Below are 17,573 nucleotides of genomic sequence, written 5' to 3'. Positions count from 1 at the left end.
GCCCGCCGGCCACTCCCTCCCGGAGTCCGGTGCGGCAGCAGGCACGCCGGCCGACCGGCCCGGGTCGCTCCTTCACCCGCTCGCCCTCGCGAGAACGCGCGCGAACGTCGAGGAAGGCACGACCCCACATGACCCACGCACACCCCGAGGCCGACGTCCAGCCGGCCGAGCAGCCCGCCGTCACCAGCACCGATGTGGAGCTGATCGAGGAGTCGGCGATCGCCCCCGAGGACGCCACCGCCTCGCATCCGCTGCAGGCCGACGCCCCGGTCGAGCCGGAGTCGCCCACGTTCGCCGAGCTCGGCGTCCTGGAGCCGATCGTCCGCTCGCTGCACAGCGCCGGCATCGAGCGCACCTTCGCCATCCAGGCCCTGACCCTGCCGATCGCCCTCGGCGGCGGCGACCTGATCGGCCAGGCCCGCACCGGCATGGGCAAGACCCTGGGGTTCGGCGTCCCGCTGCTGCAGCGGCTCGTCGCCACCACCCCGGCCGGCGAGGACGGCCGGCCGGCCGGCGGTCGCGCGCCCCGCGGCCTGGTCATGGTGCCCACCCGTGAACTGTGCGTGCAGGTCACCCGTGACCTGCACGACGCGGCCAATCACCTGGACCTCAAGGTCACCGCCGTCTACGGCGGCCGGGCCTACGAACCGCAGATCGCCGCGTTGAACGCCGGCGTCGACGTGGTGGTCGGCACCCCGGGCCGATTGCTCGACCTGGCCAACAGCGGTTCGCTGCAGCTCGGCGCCGTGCAGGTGCTGGTCCTGGACGAGGCCGACGAGATGCTCGACCTGGGCTTCCTGCCGGACATCGAGCGGGTGCTCGGCATGGTGCCCGACCAGAAGCAGACCATGCTGTTCTCGGCGACCATGCCGGGGCCGATCATCACGCTGGCCCGCAGCTTCATGCGCCAGCCCACCCACATCCGGGCCGAGATGCCCGCCGAGGGCGCCACCCACCGCACGACCACCCAGTTCATCTACCGCGCGCACGCGCTGGACAAGGTGGAGATGCTGGCCCGGGTGCTGCAGGCGCGGGACCGCGGGCTGACCATGGTCTTCACCCGTACCAAGCGGACCGCCGCCAAGGTGGCCGACGAGCTGACCGAGCGTGGCTTCGCCGCCGCCGCCGTGCACGGTGACCTCGGCCAGGGCGCGCGGGAGCAGGCCCTGCGGGCGTTCCGGAGCGGCAAGGTCGACGTCCTGGTCGCCACCGACGTCGCGGCCCGCGGCATCGACGTCGAGGGCGTCACCCACGTGGTCAATTTCCAGTGCCCCGAGGACGACAAGACCTACGTGCACCGCATCGGCCGCACCGGCCGCGCCGGTCGGACCGGCGTCGCGGTCTCGTTCATCGACTGGGACGACATCCCGCGGTGGAAGCTGATCAACGACGCCCTCGGCCTCGATGCGGCCGACCCGGCCGAGACCTACTCGACCTCGAAGCACCTGTTCACCGACCTGGACATCCCGGAGGGCGTGACCGGCCGGTTGCCGCGGGCGCAGCGGACCCGTGAGGGCCTGTCCGCGGAGGCGGTCGAGGATCTCGGCGAGACCGGCAAACGGCAGAAGGCCCCGTCCGGACGGCGTGACGGCCGGTCGGCCGACGCCGCCGGACCTGCCGACAAGCCAGCCGGCGAGGGTCGCTCGCGGCGGACCCGGACCCGGACCCGCAGCGGCCGTCCCGCCGACACCACCACGGCTGGCGGCAAGGCCACCGAGCACGCCGCCAAGGAGACCGGTCCCGGCCCGGAAACGCCGACCGACGAGACCGGTCCGGCCCCGAAGCGCCGCCGGGCCCGCCGCCGCACCCGCGGCGGCTCCGGCAATGCCGCCACCGAGGGCGGGACCGCCGGTCCGAACGACTCCACCGGTGCCGCCGAGGTCGCCGCTGCCGCGGAGCCCGCGACCAACGCCTGATCACCCGCACCACCCCGCCCGCCCCGGTCGCCCTCGCTGGGCGGCCGGGGCGTGGTCGTCCCGGGGGTCCCGTCACGGCCCGTAGGCTCGGACCGTGATCTCGAGCCCGGCCCGGCGCCGCCGCGTCGACCGCCTGGTCGCCGCCGGTCTGGCCGTCGCGGTGCTCGCCGTGGCCGCGGTCGTGTGGCTGACCAGCGACATCCGGGCCACCACGCTGCGGGCCGGCGGGGTCGTCCCGATCCCGGAGCTGCCGAGCCAGGTCCCGACCGCGCTGACCGAACGGTGGGAGCTGGGCACCGATGCCCGGCTGGGGGCGGTGGCCTCGCCCTACGGGGTCGTGGTGACGGCCAGCGAGCACGCCGTCACCGGCTGGGACGCGACCACCGGAACGTCCCGCTGGTCCTACGAACGGTCGAACCGCTCGCTGTGCACGGTCCGGTCGGGCGACGTCGACACCCCGGGCGCCACCGTGGCCGGGCAGGTCCGCGGCATCGCGGCGGTGTTCGAGGTCGGCGACCACTGCTCCCAGGTGCAACTGCTGGACCCGGTGACCGGCGAGCGGACCTACTCCCGGACCGGGCCGTACCAGCCGGGCGGTGCCCTGGCGTTCGGCGGCCCGTACGCCGGGTGGATCGGCCCGACCCTCGTCGAGGTGTGGCGCAACGATCTCGTCCGCACCATCCAGTACGGCGACCAACCGCAACCGACCAAGCCCGGCTCCAGCCGGAACGGCTGCCTGTTCACCGACATCGCCCTGGCCGACACCCAGTTCGCCACCGTCGAGCACTGCTCGACCGGCACCCAGGCCTCCCCCAACGCCCGGCTGGTGATCAACTGGGCGACACCCGGCTCGGCTCCCGACAAGCCGTCCGACCAGGACGTGTTCAAGCACACGCCCCGCGCCGACATCGACACCGGGTCACCGGCCGCCCGGATCGTCGGCATCACCGCCGACCGGGTCGCCGTGCTGGTCTCTGCGCCGGAGCCGGCCGTGGTCGTCTACGACGCGGCCGGCACCGAGACCTCCCGCACCCCGGTGCCCGTCCCGGCCGCCGCGATCGTGCAGGCGGACGTACTGCCGACCACCCCGGAGCAGGTGGCGGCCGGCGCCACCGAGGTCCCGGTGGCGATCACACCGGCCACCGAGGCCGGACCGGTCCGCTACTCGCTCGTCGGGGACGTGGTGCTGGCCGTCGCACGCGACCAGGTACAGGCCCCCGCCCCGGCGACCACCGCCGCGACCACGCCGTCGACCGAGCCGTCGACCAGCGCCACGGCCAGCTCGGTGGCTCCCGGCGCGGCGCTGCCGGGCGCGGCCGAGGCCACCGTGGCCACCGACGACCTGCAGGTCCGCTGGACCCGGTCCGGGGCGCTGGGCACCCCGGCCACCGTCGCTGGGTCGGTCCTCGTCCCGACGGCCGGGGGTTACGACGTGGTGCCCGCTGGCTGGACCGGTGGGGTGAGCCGGCTCGGCAGCCTGGACGAGGCCACCGGTACTCCGGTGAGCAGCATCCCGGTCGTCCGGGGCGACGGAGCGGGCCGGGTCGACGCCGTCGCGGTCGGCTCGATGGTGATCGAGGACCGCGGCGCGACGGTGGTCGGCCTCAGCCCGTGACCGGCGCGGTGGTCGAGCGGTTCCACGGCGCCGACGCCGGGTCGTTGCGCCAGCGCGCCCACGGGTCGTAGTCGACCTCGAGCGGTTCCTGGGGCGGGCGCAGGCCCTCGGGGACGTGCTGCAGGTTGATCCTGATCCGGTACCAGACCGAACTGCTGCCGCGCATCCCGTCGATGAGCACATCGGCCGGCTCGAGCAGCGCGGAGACCTCCGGGTGGCGCTCGCGCCAGCGAGCGAGCCCGGCCACCGCCTCCGGCTTGGTCTTCGCCCGCGCGATCTCCACCAGCGGCATCATCCGCATCCGCGTGCCACTGCCCTTGGGCGGCTTCTCGGCCGGGCCGAGCTCGCGGGCCAGTGCCAGCAACCCGTCCAGCGAGCCATCGGCCCGCTCGATGCCGGCCCACGGGTCACCGATCTCGCCGAACCGCCGCAGCACGGTGGGCACGGTGAAGGCGGCCGGATCGCACGCTTCGACCTCCGACCAGTCCAACGGCGTCGACACCCGGGCGTCCGGGGTGGCCCGCACCGAGTACGCCGAGGCGACCGTCCGGTCCTTGGCGTTCTGGTTGAAGTCGACGAAGACGCCCTGCCGCTCCTCCTTCCACCACCGGCTGGTGGCCAGGTCCGGCGCCCGCCGTTCCACCTCCCGGGCCACCGTCTCGGCGGCCAGGCGGACGTCGCGGAACTCCCAGCGGGGCAGGATCCGGGCGTAGACGTGGAAGCCCCGCGAGCCCGAGGTCTTGGGCCAGCCGGTCAGGCCGTGGTCGGCGAGCACCTCGCGGACGACCAGCGCGGTCCGGGTGATGTCGCTCCACGGCACGCCCGGCACCGGGTCCAGGTCGATGCGCAGCTCGTCGGGCCGGTCGAGGTCCTCGGCCAGCACCGGGTGCGGGTTCAGGTCGATGCAGCCGAGGTTGACCACGTAGGCCAGGCCAGCGGCGTCGTCGACCACGGCCTCCTCGGCCGACGTGCCGGAGGCGTAGCGCAGCGTCGCTGTGCGGAGCCAGGACGGGCGGTTCTGTGGCACCCGCTTCTGGAAGAACGCCTCCTCGTCAATGCCCTTGACGAACCGCTTGAGGATCATCGGACGACCGGCGACGCCGCGCACCGCCCCGTCCGCGACGGCGAGGTAGTAGTCGACCAGGTCGCGCTTGGTCAGGCTCGGGACCGGGAAGACCACCTTGTCCGGGTGGCTGACGGTGATCTCCCGCGCTGATCCGTCGGCGGACGTGAGTTGGAGGACCGCCCCACCCTGCTTCGCAGGCTGCTGCTCGGTCGGCTTCTTCCCGGTCACCGCCAGCCCCTCCCGCTCAGCTCCACCAGCCCCACCACAGCACGGTCACGCCGATCACGACGACCACCGCATCCAACAGCAGTCGGACGGCGCCGGCACGGGCGGTGTCGCGGCCGCGCACCTGGACCAGCACCTCGGCGAGCACGCCGGCCCCCAGCGTGACCAGCACCCGGTCCCAGCCCGGTCCGGTCGCCAGCCCGAGATCCGTCGCGTCGGCCACCGACGGGGACAGCGTCTGGGCGATCAGCAACACCAGGCCGAGCACCGTCAGACCGGCGGCCAGGGCGCCGGCCACCGCGTCCAAGGCCCGGACGGCCCCCGACGGCCGGGGCCGACCAGCCGGGTCGGGGACGGGCCGGGCGCCGGCCGGCCCGTCGAGGCCGGGCGGGACCGGCAACGGCGCCGTCCGTGGCACGTCGGCGGGAGCGTGCTGGTCACAGGCACGGTCAGGCGGCCAGGAGCCGGGTGCGGTCATCTCAGGGCACCGGCCCCAGTGGCGGGGTGACCCCACTGCTCGCGGCCACGATGCGGGCCAACTGGGCCGGCGCGGTCGTCTCCTGGCCGAGCCGGATGGTCTTGTTGGTGCCGTGGTAGTCCGAGGAGCCGGTGGTGATCAGGCCGAGGTCGTCGGCGATGGCCCGGAGCTCGTCACGAGCCGCCTCGTCGTGGTCGGGGTGGTCGACCTCCAGTCCGGACAGGCCGAGTCGCTGCAGCTGCTCGATCCGCTCGGGGGTGAGGACGCGCCGCTCGCCGCGGCCTCGCGGATGGGCCAGCACGCTCACCCCACCGGCCGCGGCGATCATCCGGACCGCGGTGGCCAGGTCCGTGTCGGGCTTGGGCACGTAGTACGGCCCGCGGCCGGCCAGGTAGCCGGAGAACGCCTCGGTGACCGAGGACACCACCCCGGCCTGGACCAGGGCCCGACCGATGTGCGGGCGGCCGACGGGTGCCCCGGCGGCGATGGTGAGCACCTGGTCGTTGGTGATCGGCACGCCCGCGGCGACCATCTTGTCGACGATGGCCGTGCCGCGACGCAGCCGCGCCGCCTGCAGCCGCCGGTGCTCCGCCACGATCACCGGATCGTCCGCGTCGAACAGGTACCCGAGCAGGTGCACGCTCACCGGTCGACCGTCCGGGGACCCGCCGAGCGGATCCTGGGTGGAGAACTCGGCAGCCCGGATGACGGTCAACCCGGCCGGTCGCGCCTCCTCGACCGCCGCCCAGCCGCCCGTGGTGTCGTGATCGGTGACGGCCAGGACGTCCAGGCCCGCGGCCACCGCGGCCCGGACGAGGTCGGCGGGCGGGTCGGTCCCATCGGAGCGATCCGAGTGGGTGTGGAGGTCGATGCGCATCGATTCCCATCCTGCCTTCCCCAGCGATCGTCCCGGTGCGCGGGCGGACCGGTGTGTTCACCATCCGTTCGACTGCGGAGAGTAACTTCCGCCTCGGCGCAGCGTCATCGTCTTCATCGCGGCGTCCCGGTCCGGGGCCGCTGCCTCCGGCCGGTGGACGGACCTGGGACCGGTGCGATGGCCGGTGCGCGAGCAGGAAGAGGTCGGACATGCGGATGATGCCGGCACCGCGTCCCGAGTGGACGCCGCTGGACCTGTTGGCCCGCAAGCACGGCGACGCCGCTCCGACCGAACCGCGGCCGGGGACGGTCGTCGGGTGCGAGGCGTACATCGACGGCGTGCCGCACCCGGGTTGCGCGACCCCCGAGGCAGCCCGGCAGGCGATCGCCGAAGCCGGATCGGGGTTCGTCTGGATCGGCCTGCACGAACCCACCGGGGCCGACATGCAGCACCTGGCCGAGGTCTTCGACCTGCACGAACTCGCGGTCGAGGACGCCGTGCACGCCTACCAGCGCCCCAAACTCGACGCGTACCGCCACAGCCTGTTCATGGTGCTCAAGACGGTCGCCCACGTGGACCACGCGACCGGACTGCTGGGGTCCACCGAGGTCGGCGACCGTCGCGGCGCGCTGCGGCACCGGCCGGCCCCCGTCGGGCACACCTACGCCGAGGCCGACCCCGCCCGGACCAAGGCCAACAGCGTGGAGATCGTGCAGACCGGCGAGATCATGGTCTTCCTGGGCGCCGACTTCATCATCACCGTCCGCCACGGTGACCACTCGAGCCTCATCGGTCTGCGGCAGGAGCTGGAGAGCCGACCGGAGCACCTGCAACTCGGTCCCGCCGTGGTGCTGCACGGCATCACCGACCGGATCGTCGACGAGTATTTCGCGGTCGCGGAACAGATCGAGCAGGACATGGACGACCTCGAGACCGCCGTCTTCTCCCCCGGCGCGCCCGTGTCGGTCGAGCGCATCTACAGCTTCAAGCGGGAGATCATGGAGCTGCGCCGGGCCGTGGTGCCGCTGGCCCTGCCGCTGCGGACGCTGACCAACGGATCCAGTCCGTTGGTGCCGGACGAGGTCCGCCGGTACTTCCGCGACGTCGAGGACCACGTGCTGCACGTCTCGGAGCAGATCGGCTCCTTCGACGAACTGCTCACCAACCTGGCCAACGCACTGCTGGCCGAGGTCGGGGCGCGGCAGAACGAGGACATGCGCAAGATCTCGTCCTGGGCGGCCATCGCTGTGGTGCCGACCGCGATCGCCGGCATCTACGGCATGAACTTCGACGACATGCCGGAACTGCACTGGCAGTACGGCTACCCCGCCGTCCTGCTGCTGATGTTCTGTTTGTGCTTCGGCATCCACCGGTTGCTGCGCCGCCGCGGCTGGCTCTGACCCACCCCGGTCCGAGACGGCGACGGCCCGGCCACCCGGCAGGGTGGTCGGGCCGTCGGTCGGCGACGTCAGGTGGAGTCAGCCGCGGCGGCCGAGCTCCATCTTGGCCAGCAGGTCACGGGCCTGCTCCGCGGTGCGCGGCTGGCAGAGCACGTCATAGAGGCGGGCGACGACCTGGGACGCCGAGGTGAAGTCGCGACGACCCTTGGCCAGCGAGAACCCCAGCCAACCCATGACGGCGCCGAAGATCGCGCCGATGGCGATGGCGGCGAGGATCAGGATCAGGAGGCTGCTCTGCACCGGGGCGAAGAAACTCATCAGCAGGCCGACGAACAGCCCCATCCAGGCACCGGACGCGGCGCCCGCGGCGGCCAGCTTCTTGGCCGTCAGCCGGCCGGTCACCCGCTCGACCATCTGCAGGTCGGACCCGACGATGGTCACGTCCTGGATGGAGAAGTCGTTGCGCACGAGGTGCTCGACCGCGTTCTGGGCCTGCGCGTAGGTCGGGTAGCGGGCGACCACGAACCCGGTCGGTGGCGTGGGCAGGTTCGGCACCGTCGCCGATGCCCGGAAGCCCATCGGTGAGGTCATGACGTACGGACCCTTTCTCGTGCGGGCGGTGGCCGGGAAGACACCCATCGCGCCTGTCCCGGTTCCGCTCGACTCCACGGACGGCCCCTCCCGCGACGAGCGGGTGGAGCCGGCCGTTCCATGCTGACACAACCGGCCGGAGCAGCACCTGGACGGGCACGCCGGAGCCCGGCGCACGAGGACCACTGTCCTGGTTCCGCCGGTGAGTGGCATCGGCGCTGCATGAGAACCGTACGTGCAGCGCGAACGGACGTGACCGCCCCAGCACGTACCCTGACCGATGTGGACAGCGCCGTCCGGGCGGGACCACGTCGGGCGGCGGAGCCGGGCCGCGGTCGCGTGCGGATGGGTACGGACGAGCAGGGAGCGCATGACCGTCACCGTTGAGCAGATCCGCGGCGCCCTCGCCGGGGTGAAGGACCCTGAGATCCGGCGGCCGATCACTGATCTGAACATGGTCGACACGCTGTCGGTGGACGCCGCCGGCGGGGTCGACCTGACCGTGCTGCTGACCATCGCCGGCTGCCCGTTGCGCGACACCCTGACCAAGGACGTCACCGCCGCGGTCCGGGCCGTGCCCGGAGTCTCCGACCTGCGGCTCACCCTCGGGGTGATGACCGACGAGCAACGCGGCCGGCTGCGCGAGCAGCTCAAGGGCGGCGCCACCAAGGACATCCCGTTCGCCCGGGCCGAGTCCCGCACCCGTGTCTACGCCGTCGCCTCCGGCAAGGGCGGCGTCGGCAAGTCCACCGTCACGGTCAACCTGGCCGTCGCGCTGTCCGCCCGTGGTCTGCGCGTCGGCGTGGTCGACGCCGACGTCTACGGCTTCTCCGTGCCACGGATGCTCGGGGTCACCGGCCGCCCCACCCGGGTCGCCGACATGATCATGCCGCCGGTCGCCCAGGGCGTGAAGGTGATCAGCGTCGGCATGTTCGTCGACGGCAACACCCCGGTCGTCTGGCGCGGCCCGATGCTGCACCGGGCGCTCGAGCAGTTCCTGGCCGACGTGTACTGGGGCGACGAACTGGACGTGCTGCTGCTGGACCTGCCCCCCGGCACCGGTGACGTCGCCATCTCCAGCGCCCAGCTCATCCCCACCGCCGAGATCATCGTGATCACCACCCCGCAGACCGCGGCGGCCGAGGTCGCCGAACGGGCCGGCGCCATCGCGTTGCAGACGCGGCAGAAGGTCGTCGGCGTGGTGGAGAACATGGCCGGCCTGGTCCTGCCCGACGGCACCCGCGTCGACGTCTTCGGCACCGGCGGCGGCGAGCAGGTCGCCGCGTCCCTGTCCCGGCTCACCGGCACCCAGGTCCCGCTGCTCGGCTCCATCCCGCTCGACCCGGACGTCCGCGAAGCCGGCGATGTCGGCCTGCCGGTCGTGCTGCGTGACCCACACTCCCCCGCCGCCCAGGCCCTGAGCACCGTCGCCGACCACCTGGCCACCCGACGCCGCCCACTCACCGGGGTGTCCCTGGGCATCTCCCCCGCCGGCCGCCGCTGAGAGCTCGCCGACGGCCCGGCGATCAGGTCGCGTCGGGGTCGAACGGCGGACGTTCACCGGGCTGCAGCGAGACGATCGCGCGACCCGGACGTGACGCCGCGGGGCGGGACGGCCCGCCCGGGGACGGGGTGGGCACCGCGGAGGCCTTCGGCGCCGGTGCCGGTTTGCGGAAGTCCGGCTGCGCCGGGGCTGCGGCCGGTGCTCCCGTGGGCCTCGCCTTGGCCGCGGTGCCGGCCGAGCCGTTGCCGGTGGAGGCGTCACTGGTCGCCGCGGCGGACTGGTCCAGGCCGAGGAAGCCGCCGATGCCGCCGGAGAACTCGTCACCCAGGATGTTCTTGCCGATCAGCCGCTTCGGGTGCAGGTCGCGCAGGTCCCGGAGTTCCTGCAGCTCCTTGAGGGACTGCAGATCGGCCACCTGGCGGCGGAGCTCCTCCAGTTCAGGACCGAGCTGGGTGCGCAGCTCGGCCTGCGCGCCGGCGGCCAGACCCCGGACCCGGCGCAGCGAACTGGTCACCCACTGCACCGCGGTCGGGATGCGCTCGGGCCCGATGACGAACAATCCGACGAGCACGATGATGGCGATCTGACCCCAGGACAGGCCGAACACGTGGCGGTTCCCTCCTGGTCGTCCGCGGCTGTCGTCCGCCGCGGAACGGCGGAGCAGCTGCTGGTGTCGTGGTGCGTCGGCGGCGAGCCTCGGCTGGCCGCGATCCGGCGTCAGGTCAGGATAGCCAGCCGACGGTCCGGTTCCGGGTCGGTGCGATCGTCGTCTCGTCCGCCGCGGGGTCGCGGCGACCGCGGGTCACACGATGCACCGGGTCGGTCACTCGGACCCCAGAACGACCTGGATGGTCGTCTCCCGCCCGTCCCGGACCACCACGACCGGCACGGTCTCACCCGGCTGGTGCGCGCGGACGGCGACGATCAGTTCGTCGGCGTTGCCGACGTCGCGGTCGCCGACCCGGGTGATGATGTCGCCCTCGGCGATGCCGGCGGCGGCGGCCGGTCCCGACGTCTGCACGTTCTGCACCTGGGCGCCGTCGGTCACCCCGTCGGTCGCGGACCTGGCGTTCACGCCGATCGACGCGTGCGTCACGGAGCCGGTGGCGATGAGCTGCTGGGCGATGTCCCGCGCGGTCTCGATCGGGATGGCGAAGCCGAGGCCGATCGAACCGCTCTCCTGACCGCCGAGGGTGCGGATCGCCGAGTTGATGCCGATCACCGCACCGGTCGCGTCGACGAGCGGACCGCCGCTGTTGCCGGGGTTCACCGCCGCGTCGGTCTGGATGGCGTCGATGACCGCGTCGGTGTCCGAACCGCCGCCCTGCAGCCGCACCGGCCGGTCGACCGCGGAGACCACGCCGGTCGTCACCGTCCCCGCCAGGCCCAGCGGCGAACCGATCGCGATCACCGGGTCACCGACCGCCAGGCTCGCCGAGTCGCCGAGCTGGGCCACGACCGCGCCCGTCACGTCGACCTTGACCACGGCAAGATCGGTGAGCGGGTCGCGCCCGACGATGGTGCCGGGAACCCGGGTCTGCTCCTCGTCGTCGAAGACCACGGAGAGCACCGCACCCGCCGTGGTGGCTGCGGACGACACGACGTGATTGTTGGTCAGCACGTACCCGCCATCGATGACGACGCCGGAACCGGTGCCCCCGACGTCCCCGGTGCGCACCTCGATCGAGACGACGGACGGCAGCACCCGGCCCGCGATCTCGGCGACCGAGCCGGGGTCGCGCACCACACCCGGCTGGACCTGGGCGAGTTCGACGTCCGGATCGGTGAGTGCGCCCGGCGTCCGTTCCACCACCAGCGCCCCGATCACCGCCCCCACGGCTCCGATGAGCATCGCTGTGACCAGCAGCCCGATCAGGGTGCTGAGCCGCAGGCGCCGTTCGAACAACGCCTCGCGCAGCGTGAAGCGACGCAGCGCCGCCGGCGGCTCCGGATCCGGTGATGCCTCCGGCGGCCCGGCCAGGCGGGTCGGCTCGTGCGGGTTGCGCCAGCGGCGCTGCGGATCGTCGTCGTCCCGGGTGGGCCCGTCGTGCCGCGTGACGCCGACGGTGCCGGGCTCACGGGACAGGTCGTCGGTCACCCCCGGTGGACGACCGAAGGCGGATCGGACGGCGTCCGGCAACGGCGGTGCGGTGCCCACCGCACCGCGGCCGGTCCCATCCGGACGGGGTGGCCGGAACGAGCCGTGATGCGCGTCCGGTCGGCGGAAGACCGACGCGACGGCCGGGTCGATCGTCGGCGTGACGGGTCCGTGCTGGGGCCTCCGACCCGGGACGTCCGCGTCGGCGGATCCGGCGCGCGGCCGATCGCCGCCCGCGCCGTTCACGGGCTCGCTGCCGTCCATGTGTGCTCCTGCTGCTGCGCGCCTGACCGTCCCGCCCGTCCCAGGCTACGGGGCGGCCGATGTCGTCCTGGGCGGTGGCGGTCGGCTGCGCGGGATGCCGCCGGGACGTCGATCGATCGGGTGAGCGGCGGGGTCAGCTGCGCGGATCGACGCTCCACCGGGCGACGACGCCACGGGGAGCACGCTCCCGCAACCGGGGCAGCCCGGCACGGCTGCGCTCGACCGGAGCCACCTCGGCGCGGACCGCCCCGGGCTGGCATCGCCCGGGCACGGCGATCGGGATCGACCGCAGCGCCTCCCACAACGACCGCGGCATGGCTGGCGCCTGCGCGGAGCGCAGGAACTCCCGAGCGCTGGCCTGCTCGGCAACCTCCTCGGTGCACCGGGTGCACCGGTCGAGGTGGGCGGCGGCCCGCTGGTACGCCGTCAACGGCATCTCGCCGTCGGTGAACGCGACGATGGCGTCCAGGGTCAGGTGGTCGTCGAAGACCGCCACGGCTGCACCACCTTCCGGGTGTCGCTGGACTCGACGTGCGCCGCTCGCCTCCGTTCCAGGCCGGCTCGCAGCGCCTGGCGGCCGCGGTGGATCCGGGAACGCACGGTCCCCAGTTTGACCCCCAGCGTCGCACCGATCTCTTCGTACGACAGCCCCTCCACGTCGCACAAGACCACGGCGGCACGGAACTCCGGCAGCAGGTCGTCCAGGGCGCCCTGCAGGTCCGGATCGAGGCTGGAGTCCGCGAACGCCTGCTCGGGCGAGGGCTCCCGACCGACGATGCGATCGGTCTCCTCGGGCAGCGCCTCCATGCGGATGCGTTGACGACGACGGACCAGGTCGAGGAACACGTTGGTGGCGATCCGGTGCAGCCAGCCCTCGAAGGACCCCGGCCGGAAGGTGTCGAGCGAACGGAACACCCGGATGAACGTCTCCTGGGTGATGTCCTCGGCGTCGTGTGAGTTGCCGGCGAGTCGGTAGGCGAGCCGGTACACCCGGTCGCCGTGCTGCCGGACGATGTCGTCCCAGGACGGCGGGGTCCACTCGACGGGGGCGGCGCCCGCGTCGTCGAGGCGGTCCGGATCGACCTGATCGGCGCTGCTGGGCTCGCCTGGTCGCCCGATCGCCGAGCGCGTCGGGCCGTCTGCGGCCACGGCGGACAGTTCGGACAGGACAACCACCTCCGGGTGAGCCGGCACGGTCGCCGACCTCACAATTGTCGCGACCGCCGATGTGAGCGGGGTGTGAACGGCACCCGCTCGGGTGGGGTACCGGTGCTGATCTCCGCCTGATCGCCCGGGTCCGTCGTCGTGGGGCACGACCCGGAACGGCGCGGTGCGTCACCCCCGGTAATCTCAGCGAGTCGCGCGCCCGCCGTCGACCCCGGTGACCTGTGTCGGGGTCCGGACCGGCTGCCGCCCCGAGTCAGGAGGTTCCCGGTGACCACCAGCCGGTCGTACGCAGAGTTCTTCGTCCCCGAGGACGATGCCGTGCTCGCGGCACGTGGCCGCGCCGCCGAACTCGGCTCGGTGCCGCTCGGGTCCGGCGCCGCAGCCGCGCTGAGCTTCCTGGCCGCCACGCTGGCCGCCCGCACCGTGGTCGAGGTCGGCACCGGGACCGGGGTGAGCGGCCTGCGTCTGTTCGCCGGGATGAGCCCGGACGGCGTGCTGACGTCCATCGACCCGGAGGTCGAGCACCAGCGGGCCGCGCGCCAGGCGTTCGCCGACGCCGGCATCGCCTCGACCCGCACCCGGCTGATCAACGGCCGTGGGCTGGAGGTGCTGCCCCGCCTGACCGACGGGGCCTACGACATGGTCCTGGTCGACGGCATCCGCACCGAGTACCCGCAGTACGTGACCGAAGCGGTCCGCCTGCTGCGCCCGGGCGGCGTGCTGGCCCTCAACGGTGCGTTGGCCGGCGACAAGGTGCCCGACCCCACGCAGCGCGACCCCGACACCAGCGCCGTCCGCGAGGCCGGGCGACTCGTCCGGGACGACGAGCGGCTGCTGCCGGTCATGCTGCCGTTGGGCGACGGCCTGCTGGTGGCGGTCAAGCGCCGGTGATCGCGCGGCGTGTCCGCGGCGCGATGGCGCTGCTGGGCGCCGCGTCGGTGCTGCTGGCCGGCTGCGGACCGGGCGGCCGCGCCTCGGCGGCCGATCCGACTGCCACAGCGACCACGGTGTCGACCGCTGTGCCGACCACCGCGCCATCGAGCAGTGGTGCCGTCTCGACGGTCTCGACGACCACGGTGTCGACGACCACCTCCTCGACGACCAGCGCCGCATCGGCCGCGACCCCGCCACCGTCAGCTCCCGACCAGGGTGACGTGCCCGGACCGGAGGGCACCGGTCGCTGCGCGGTGGACACCCGGTACACCGACGAGCCCGCGACCGGGCTGCTGCCCGAGGTGGCCGCGGCGTGGGCTGCGGTGCTGGCCGAGGCCGCCCAGGTGGGCGTCGACGTCTGTCTGGCCGACGGCAAACGCAGCCGCGCCCAGCAACAGCAGATCCGCGACGAGTACGTGCGGGACTACGGCGAGGCGATGGCCGAGCAGTACACCCTGCCCCCGGAGCGCTCGGCCCACGTGACCGGGACCGCCGTCGACGTCCAGCCGCGCGCCGCGTCGAACTGGCTGGAGGGCTCCGCCGGTCGGCTCGGCTTCTGCCGGACGTACGACAACGAGCCGTGGCACTTCGAGTTCGACGCCACGTTCGCCGTGACCGGGTGCCCGGCCCGACTGCCCAGCCCGAACGGTTGATCCCCGCTGCCGAGGCAGCGCGGGCCAGCCCACCCGGACGCTCAGCCGGCGACCGTGACGCCCTTACCGACCACGGTGATGCCGCTCTGACTCACCGTGTACCGCTGCCGGTCGACGTTGAGGTCGACCCCGAGCATGGCGCCGTCCGGCACCACCACGTTCTTGTCGAGGATGGCGTTGCGGATGACCGCGCCGCGGCCGACCCGCACCCCGGGCAGCAGGACCGATCCCTCGACGTGACTGCCGGACTGGATGTGCACGTCCTCCGAGATCACCGACCGCTTCACCGTGCCGCCGGAGACGATGCTCCCGGGGCCGACCATCGAGTCCAGCGCGGTGCCGTTCTCGACGAACTTCGCGGGCGGCCAGCCGACCGGCAGGCTCAGGATCGGCCAGCGCCGGTTGTAGAGGTTGAAGATGGGATGCACGGACACCAGGTCCATGTGCGCGTCGTGGTACGCGTCCAGCGTGCCGACGTCCCGCCAATAGCCGCGGTCCCGGTCCGTGGTGCCTGGCACCTGGTTCCGCGCGAAGTCGTAGACGTGGGCGGTGCCCTTCTCCACGAAGGCCGGAACGATGTCGCCGCCCATGTCGTGCGCGGAATCCTCGTTGAGCGCATCGGCCCGCAGCGCCTCGATGAGCGAGGCGGTGGTGAACACGTAGTTGCCCATCGAGGCGTACGCGATGTCCGGGTCGTCGGGGACGGCCGGCGGATCGGCCGGCTTCTCCAGCCAGCTGTCGATCCGGGTGCCGTCCTCGGTCTGGATGACGCCGAAGGCGGTGGCTTCGCGACGGGGCACTCGGATGCCGGCGACGGTGCACTCCGCGCCGGAATCGATGTGGTCCTGCACCATCTGCGACGGATCCATCCGGTACACGTGATCGGCACCGAAGACGACCAGGTAGTCAGGGTTGTCGTCGTACACCAGGTTCAGCGACTGGAAGATCGCGTCGGCGCTGCCGGTGTACCAGCGCGGGCCGAGCCGCTGCTGCGCGGGCACCGGCGTCACGTAGTTGCCGATGAGTTGATCAAGCCGCCACGTCGTGGTCAGGTGCCGGTCCAGTGAATGCGACTTGTACTGCGTCAGCACGCAGATCCGCGTGTACCCGGCGTTCACCAGGTTCGACAGCACGAAGTCGACGAGTCGGTAGTTGCCGCCGAACGGAACGGCTGGCTTGGCCCGATCGGCGGTGAGCGGCCACAGGCGTTTGCCCTCGCCACCGGCCAACACGATGCCGAGGACCCTGGGCTTGGAGACCATGCCCGAACAGTAGCGGTCGCAGCGGACATCGGCGCGCACACCATGGGGCGGATCAGCGCGCCGTCCGCGGCGGCGCTACGTTGCCGAAGTGCGGACCGCCATCCTGACCCGTGAGTTCCCGCCGGACGTGTACGGCGGCGCCGGCGTCCACGTCGAGTACCTGGTGCGCGAGCTCCGGGCGCTGATCGACGTCGACGTGCACGCCTTCGGCGATGACCGGCCCGGCGCCACTGGCCATCGGCCCGGCCCCGGCCTGGCCGACGCCAACGCAGCACTGAGCACGCTGTCGGTCGACCTGGACATGGCCGCGGCGCTGGACCGTGGCGTGCGTGCGGACGTGCTGCACTCCCACACCTGGTACGCCAATCTGGCCGGCCAGGTGGGCGGACTGCTGACCGGTGCGCCGCACGTGATCACCGCGCATTCGCTCGAGCCGCGGCGCCCGTGGAAGGCCGAGCAGCTGGGCGGTGGCTACCGGTTGTCCAGCTGGGTCGAACGCACCGCCTACGGGGCGGCAGACGCCATCATCGCGGTGTCGGACGGCATGCGCACCGACGTGCTCGCCGTCTATCCGGAACTGGACCCGGCCAAGGTGCACGTGATCCGCAACGGCATCGACACCGCGATCTACCACCCGGTGGATGCCCGAACGGTGCTCACCGATGCGGGTGTCGACCTGGACGCCCCCATCGCGTCGTTCGTCGGCCGCATCACCCGACAGAAGGGGGTCCGGCACCTCATCGCGGCGGCCCACCAGTTCGATCCGGGAGTGCAGCTGGTGCTGTGTGCCGGGGCTCCCGACACGCCCGAGATCGCGCGGGAGACCGCCGAGGCGGTGGCGGAGTTGCAGCGGAGCCGACCGGGCGTGTTCTGGTTCGACGGCATGCTCACCCTGGACCAGGTCACCCAGGTGCTCTCCGCGTCCACCGTCTTCTGTTGCCCATCGGTGTACGAGCCGCTGGGCATCGTCAACCTCGAGGCCATGGCCTGCGGGGCGGCGGTGGTGGCCAGTGACGTCGGCGGCATCCCCGAGGTCGTGCAGGACGGCGTGACCGGGACGCTGGTGCACTACGACCCGGACGACGAGACCGCCTTCGCGACCGACCTGGCCGCGGCGGTCAACGCACTGGTCGGTGATCCGGCCGAGGCCGCTGGGTTCGGCCGGTCCGGACGCCAGCGCGCGGAACGGGAGTTCTCCTGGACCGCCGTGGCCGAGCGGACGGTGGAGCTGTACCGGCAGGTGCTGCGCTGATCGAACGGAGCAGCCGGCCGACCCGTGTCGGATCGACTCCGGCCCGGCGCCGGTGGAGGAACGACCGGCGCCGGCGCACGAACGTCAGCCGTCGGTCAGTTGACGACAGCCTTCAGCGCATCGCCCAGGGCAGCCGCCTCGTCGGCGGAGATCTCGACGACCAGCCGGCCGCCGCCCTCCAGCGGAACCCGCATGACGATGCCCCGCCCCTCCTTCGTGACCTCCAGCGGTCCGTCTCCGGTCCGGGGCTTCATGGCCGCCATCTGCGACTC

At 72.9% G+C, this 17,573-nt stretch carries 17 protein-coding genes; 7 read left to right on the top strand and 10 right to left on the bottom strand.

The features are described from left to right. Nucleotides 1-128 precede the first annotated feature (128 nt). Nucleotides 129-1,916: a DEAD/DEAH box helicase gene (locus JL106_RS00785; protein WP_205258759.1), complete on the top strand. Its 1,788-nt coding sequence runs from the start codon at nucleotides 129-131 to the stop codon at nucleotides 1,914-1,916. Nucleotides 1,917-2,010: 94 nt separating this feature from the next. Then, nucleotides 2,011-3,531 carry an Rv3212 family protein gene (locus tag JL106_RS00780; RefSeq protein WP_205258758.1) on the top strand — a complete coding sequence of 507 codons (1,521 nt, stop codon included), beginning with the start codon at nucleotides 2,011-2,013 and terminating at the stop codon, nucleotides 3,529-3,531. On the opposite strand, the gene JL106_RS00775 is transcribed toward JL106_RS00780, so the two are convergent. The 3 genes from JL106_RS00775 to JL106_RS00765 form a co-directional block, all read right to left on the bottom strand. After that, nucleotides 3,521-4,735 (bottom strand): DNA polymerase domain-containing protein, encoded by a 1,215-nt coding sequence (locus tag JL106_RS00775; protein ID WP_407940062.1) that lies wholly within the window; start codon nucleotides 4,733-4,735, stop codon nucleotides 3,521-3,523. The genes JL106_RS00780 and JL106_RS00775 overlap by 11 nt on opposite strands. A gap of 106 nt (nucleotides 4,736-4,841) precedes the next feature. Continuing rightward, on the bottom strand, nucleotides 4,842-5,222 hold the full coding sequence (locus JL106_RS00770) for a hypothetical protein (protein WP_205258756.1): 381 nt from the start codon (nucleotides 5,220-5,222) through the stop codon (nucleotides 4,842-4,844). Between the two features lie 79 nt (nucleotides 5,223-5,301). After that, the gene (locus tag JL106_RS00765; RefSeq protein WP_205258755.1) at nucleotides 5,302-6,177 is read right to left on the bottom strand and encodes a PHP domain-containing protein; all 876 of its coding nucleotides are present in this window, start codon (nucleotides 6,175-6,177) and stop codon (nucleotides 5,302-5,304) included. 218 nt (nucleotides 6,178-6,395) lie between these two features. Here JL106_RS00765 and JL106_RS00760 point away from each other — a divergent pair, with 218 nt between their 5' ends. Continuing rightward, the gene (locus tag JL106_RS00760) at nucleotides 6,396-7,577 is read left to right on the top strand and encodes a magnesium and cobalt transport protein CorA (RefSeq protein ID WP_407940061.1); all 1,182 of its coding nucleotides are present in this window, start codon (nucleotides 6,396-6,398) and stop codon (nucleotides 7,575-7,577) included. 78 nt (nucleotides 7,578-7,655) lie between these two features. On the opposite strand, the gene JL106_RS00755 is transcribed toward JL106_RS00760, so the two are convergent. Further along, on the bottom strand, nucleotides 7,656-8,168 hold the full coding sequence (locus JL106_RS00755) for a general stress protein (protein ID WP_205258821.1): 513 nt from the start codon (nucleotides 8,166-8,168) through the stop codon (nucleotides 7,656-7,658). 370 nt (nucleotides 8,169-8,538) lie between these two features. Between JL106_RS00755 and JL106_RS00750 the strand changes: the two genes are divergently transcribed. After that, nucleotides 8,539-9,672 carry an Mrp/NBP35 family ATP-binding protein gene (locus JL106_RS00750; protein ID WP_205258753.1) on the top strand — a complete coding sequence of 378 codons (1,134 nt, stop codon included), beginning with the start codon at nucleotides 8,539-8,541 and terminating at the stop codon, nucleotides 9,670-9,672. 22 nt (nucleotides 9,673-9,694) lie between these two features. On the opposite strand, the gene JL106_RS00745 is transcribed toward JL106_RS00750, so the two are convergent. The 4 genes from JL106_RS00745 to sigE all read right to left on the bottom strand — a co-directional run bounded on the left by JL106_RS00745 (nucleotide 9,695) and on the right by sigE (nucleotide 13,153). After that, nucleotides 9,695-10,279 carry a Sec-independent protein translocase family protein gene (locus tag JL106_RS00745; RefSeq protein ID WP_205258752.1) on the bottom strand — a complete coding sequence of 195 codons (585 nt, stop codon included), beginning with the start codon at nucleotides 10,277-10,279 and terminating at the stop codon, nucleotides 9,695-9,697. A gap of 216 nt (nucleotides 10,280-10,495) precedes the next feature. Further along, nucleotides 10,496-11,770, bottom strand: coding sequence for a S1C family serine protease (locus tag JL106_RS00740; protein ID WP_328840880.1), 1,275 nt, complete (start codon nucleotides 11,768-11,770; stop codon nucleotides 10,496-10,498). Nucleotides 11,771-12,167: 397 nt separating this feature from the next. Beyond that, nucleotides 12,168-12,530 (bottom strand): anti-sigma factor, encoded by a 363-nt coding sequence (locus JL106_RS00735; RefSeq protein WP_205258750.1) that lies wholly within the window; start codon nucleotides 12,528-12,530, stop codon nucleotides 12,168-12,170. Then, on the bottom strand, nucleotides 12,506-13,153 hold the full coding sequence (gene sigE, locus JL106_RS00730; RefSeq protein WP_205258820.1) for an RNA polymerase sigma factor SigE: 648 nt from the start codon (nucleotides 13,151-13,153) through the stop codon (nucleotides 12,506-12,508). Before sigE ends, JL106_RS00735 begins: the two co-directional genes overlap by 25 nt. A gap of 315 nt (nucleotides 13,154-13,468) precedes the next feature. Here sigE and JL106_RS00725 point away from each other — a divergent pair, with 315 nt between their 5' ends. Continuing rightward, nucleotides 13,469-14,092 carry an O-methyltransferase gene (locus tag JL106_RS00725; RefSeq protein ID WP_205258749.1) on the top strand — a complete coding sequence of 208 codons (624 nt, stop codon included), beginning with the start codon at nucleotides 13,469-13,471 and terminating at the stop codon, nucleotides 14,090-14,092. After that, nucleotides 14,089-14,787 (top strand): D-alanyl-D-alanine carboxypeptidase family protein, encoded by a 699-nt coding sequence (locus tag JL106_RS00720; protein ID WP_205258748.1) that lies wholly within the window; start codon nucleotides 14,089-14,091, stop codon nucleotides 14,785-14,787. The genes JL106_RS00725 and JL106_RS00720 overlap by 4 nt, the downstream gene beginning before the upstream one ends. Before the next feature lie 41 nt (nucleotides 14,788-14,828). Here JL106_RS00720 and glgC read toward each other — a convergent pair whose 3' ends face one another. After that, a complete protein-coding gene (gene glgC, locus JL106_RS00715) occupies nucleotides 14,829-16,049 on the bottom strand; it encodes a glucose-1-phosphate adenylyltransferase (protein WP_205258747.1) in 1,221 nt (406 codons plus the stop codon). Nucleotides 16,050-16,137: 88 nt separating this feature from the next. Here glgC and glgA point away from each other — a divergent pair, with 88 nt between their 5' ends. After that, nucleotides 16,138-17,301 (top strand): glycogen synthase, encoded by a 1,164-nt coding sequence (gene glgA / locus JL106_RS00710; RefSeq protein ID WP_205258746.1) that lies wholly within the window; start codon nucleotides 16,138-16,140, stop codon nucleotides 17,299-17,301. 95 nt (nucleotides 17,302-17,396) lie between these two features. Here glgA and JL106_RS00705 read toward each other — a convergent pair whose 3' ends face one another. Beyond that, a complete protein-coding gene (locus JL106_RS00705; RefSeq protein WP_205258745.1) occupies nucleotides 17,397-17,564 on the bottom strand; it encodes a DUF3117 domain-containing protein in 168 nt (55 codons plus the stop codon). Between the last annotated feature and the right edge of the window lie 9 nt (nucleotides 17,565-17,573).

The organism is Nakamurella leprariae (genome assembly GCF_016918035.1).
In the GTDB taxonomy this organism is placed as follows: Bacteria; Actinomycetota; Actinomycetes; order Mycobacteriales; family Nakamurellaceae; genus Nakamurella; species Nakamurella leprariae.
Note: the sequence above shows the minus strand (reverse complement) of the source record. Positions and strands in the feature narration are given on the sequence as shown.

Bases quoted from the DNA above. Each gene is read 5' to 3' on its own strand.
- glgC (WP_205258747.1), bottom strand. From the start codon at position 16,049: ATGGTCTCCAAGCCCAGGGTCCTCGGCATCGTGTTGGCCGGTGGCGAG.
- JL106_RS00760 (WP_407940061.1), top strand. From the start codon at position 6,396: ATGCCGGCACCGCGTCCCGAGTGGACGCCGCTGGACCTGTTGGCCCGC.
- JL106_RS00765 (WP_205258755.1), bottom strand. From the start codon at position 6,177: ATGCGCATCGACCTCCACACCCACTCGGATCGCTCCGATGGGACCGAC.
- JL106_RS00785 (WP_205258759.1), top strand. From the start codon at position 129: ATGACCCACGCACACCCCGAGGCCGACGTCCAGCCGGCCGAGCAGCCC.
- JL106_RS00750 (WP_205258753.1), top strand. From the start codon at position 8,539: ATGACCGTCACCGTTGAGCAGATCCGCGGCGCCCTCGCCGGGGTGAAG.
- JL106_RS00755 (WP_205258821.1), bottom strand. From the start codon at position 8,168: ATGACCTCACCGATGGGCTTCCGGGCATCGGCGACGGTGCCGAACCTG.
- JL106_RS00705 (WP_205258745.1), bottom strand. From the start codon at position 17,564: ATGGCGGCCATGAAGCCCCGGACCGGAGACGGACCGCTGGAGGTCACG.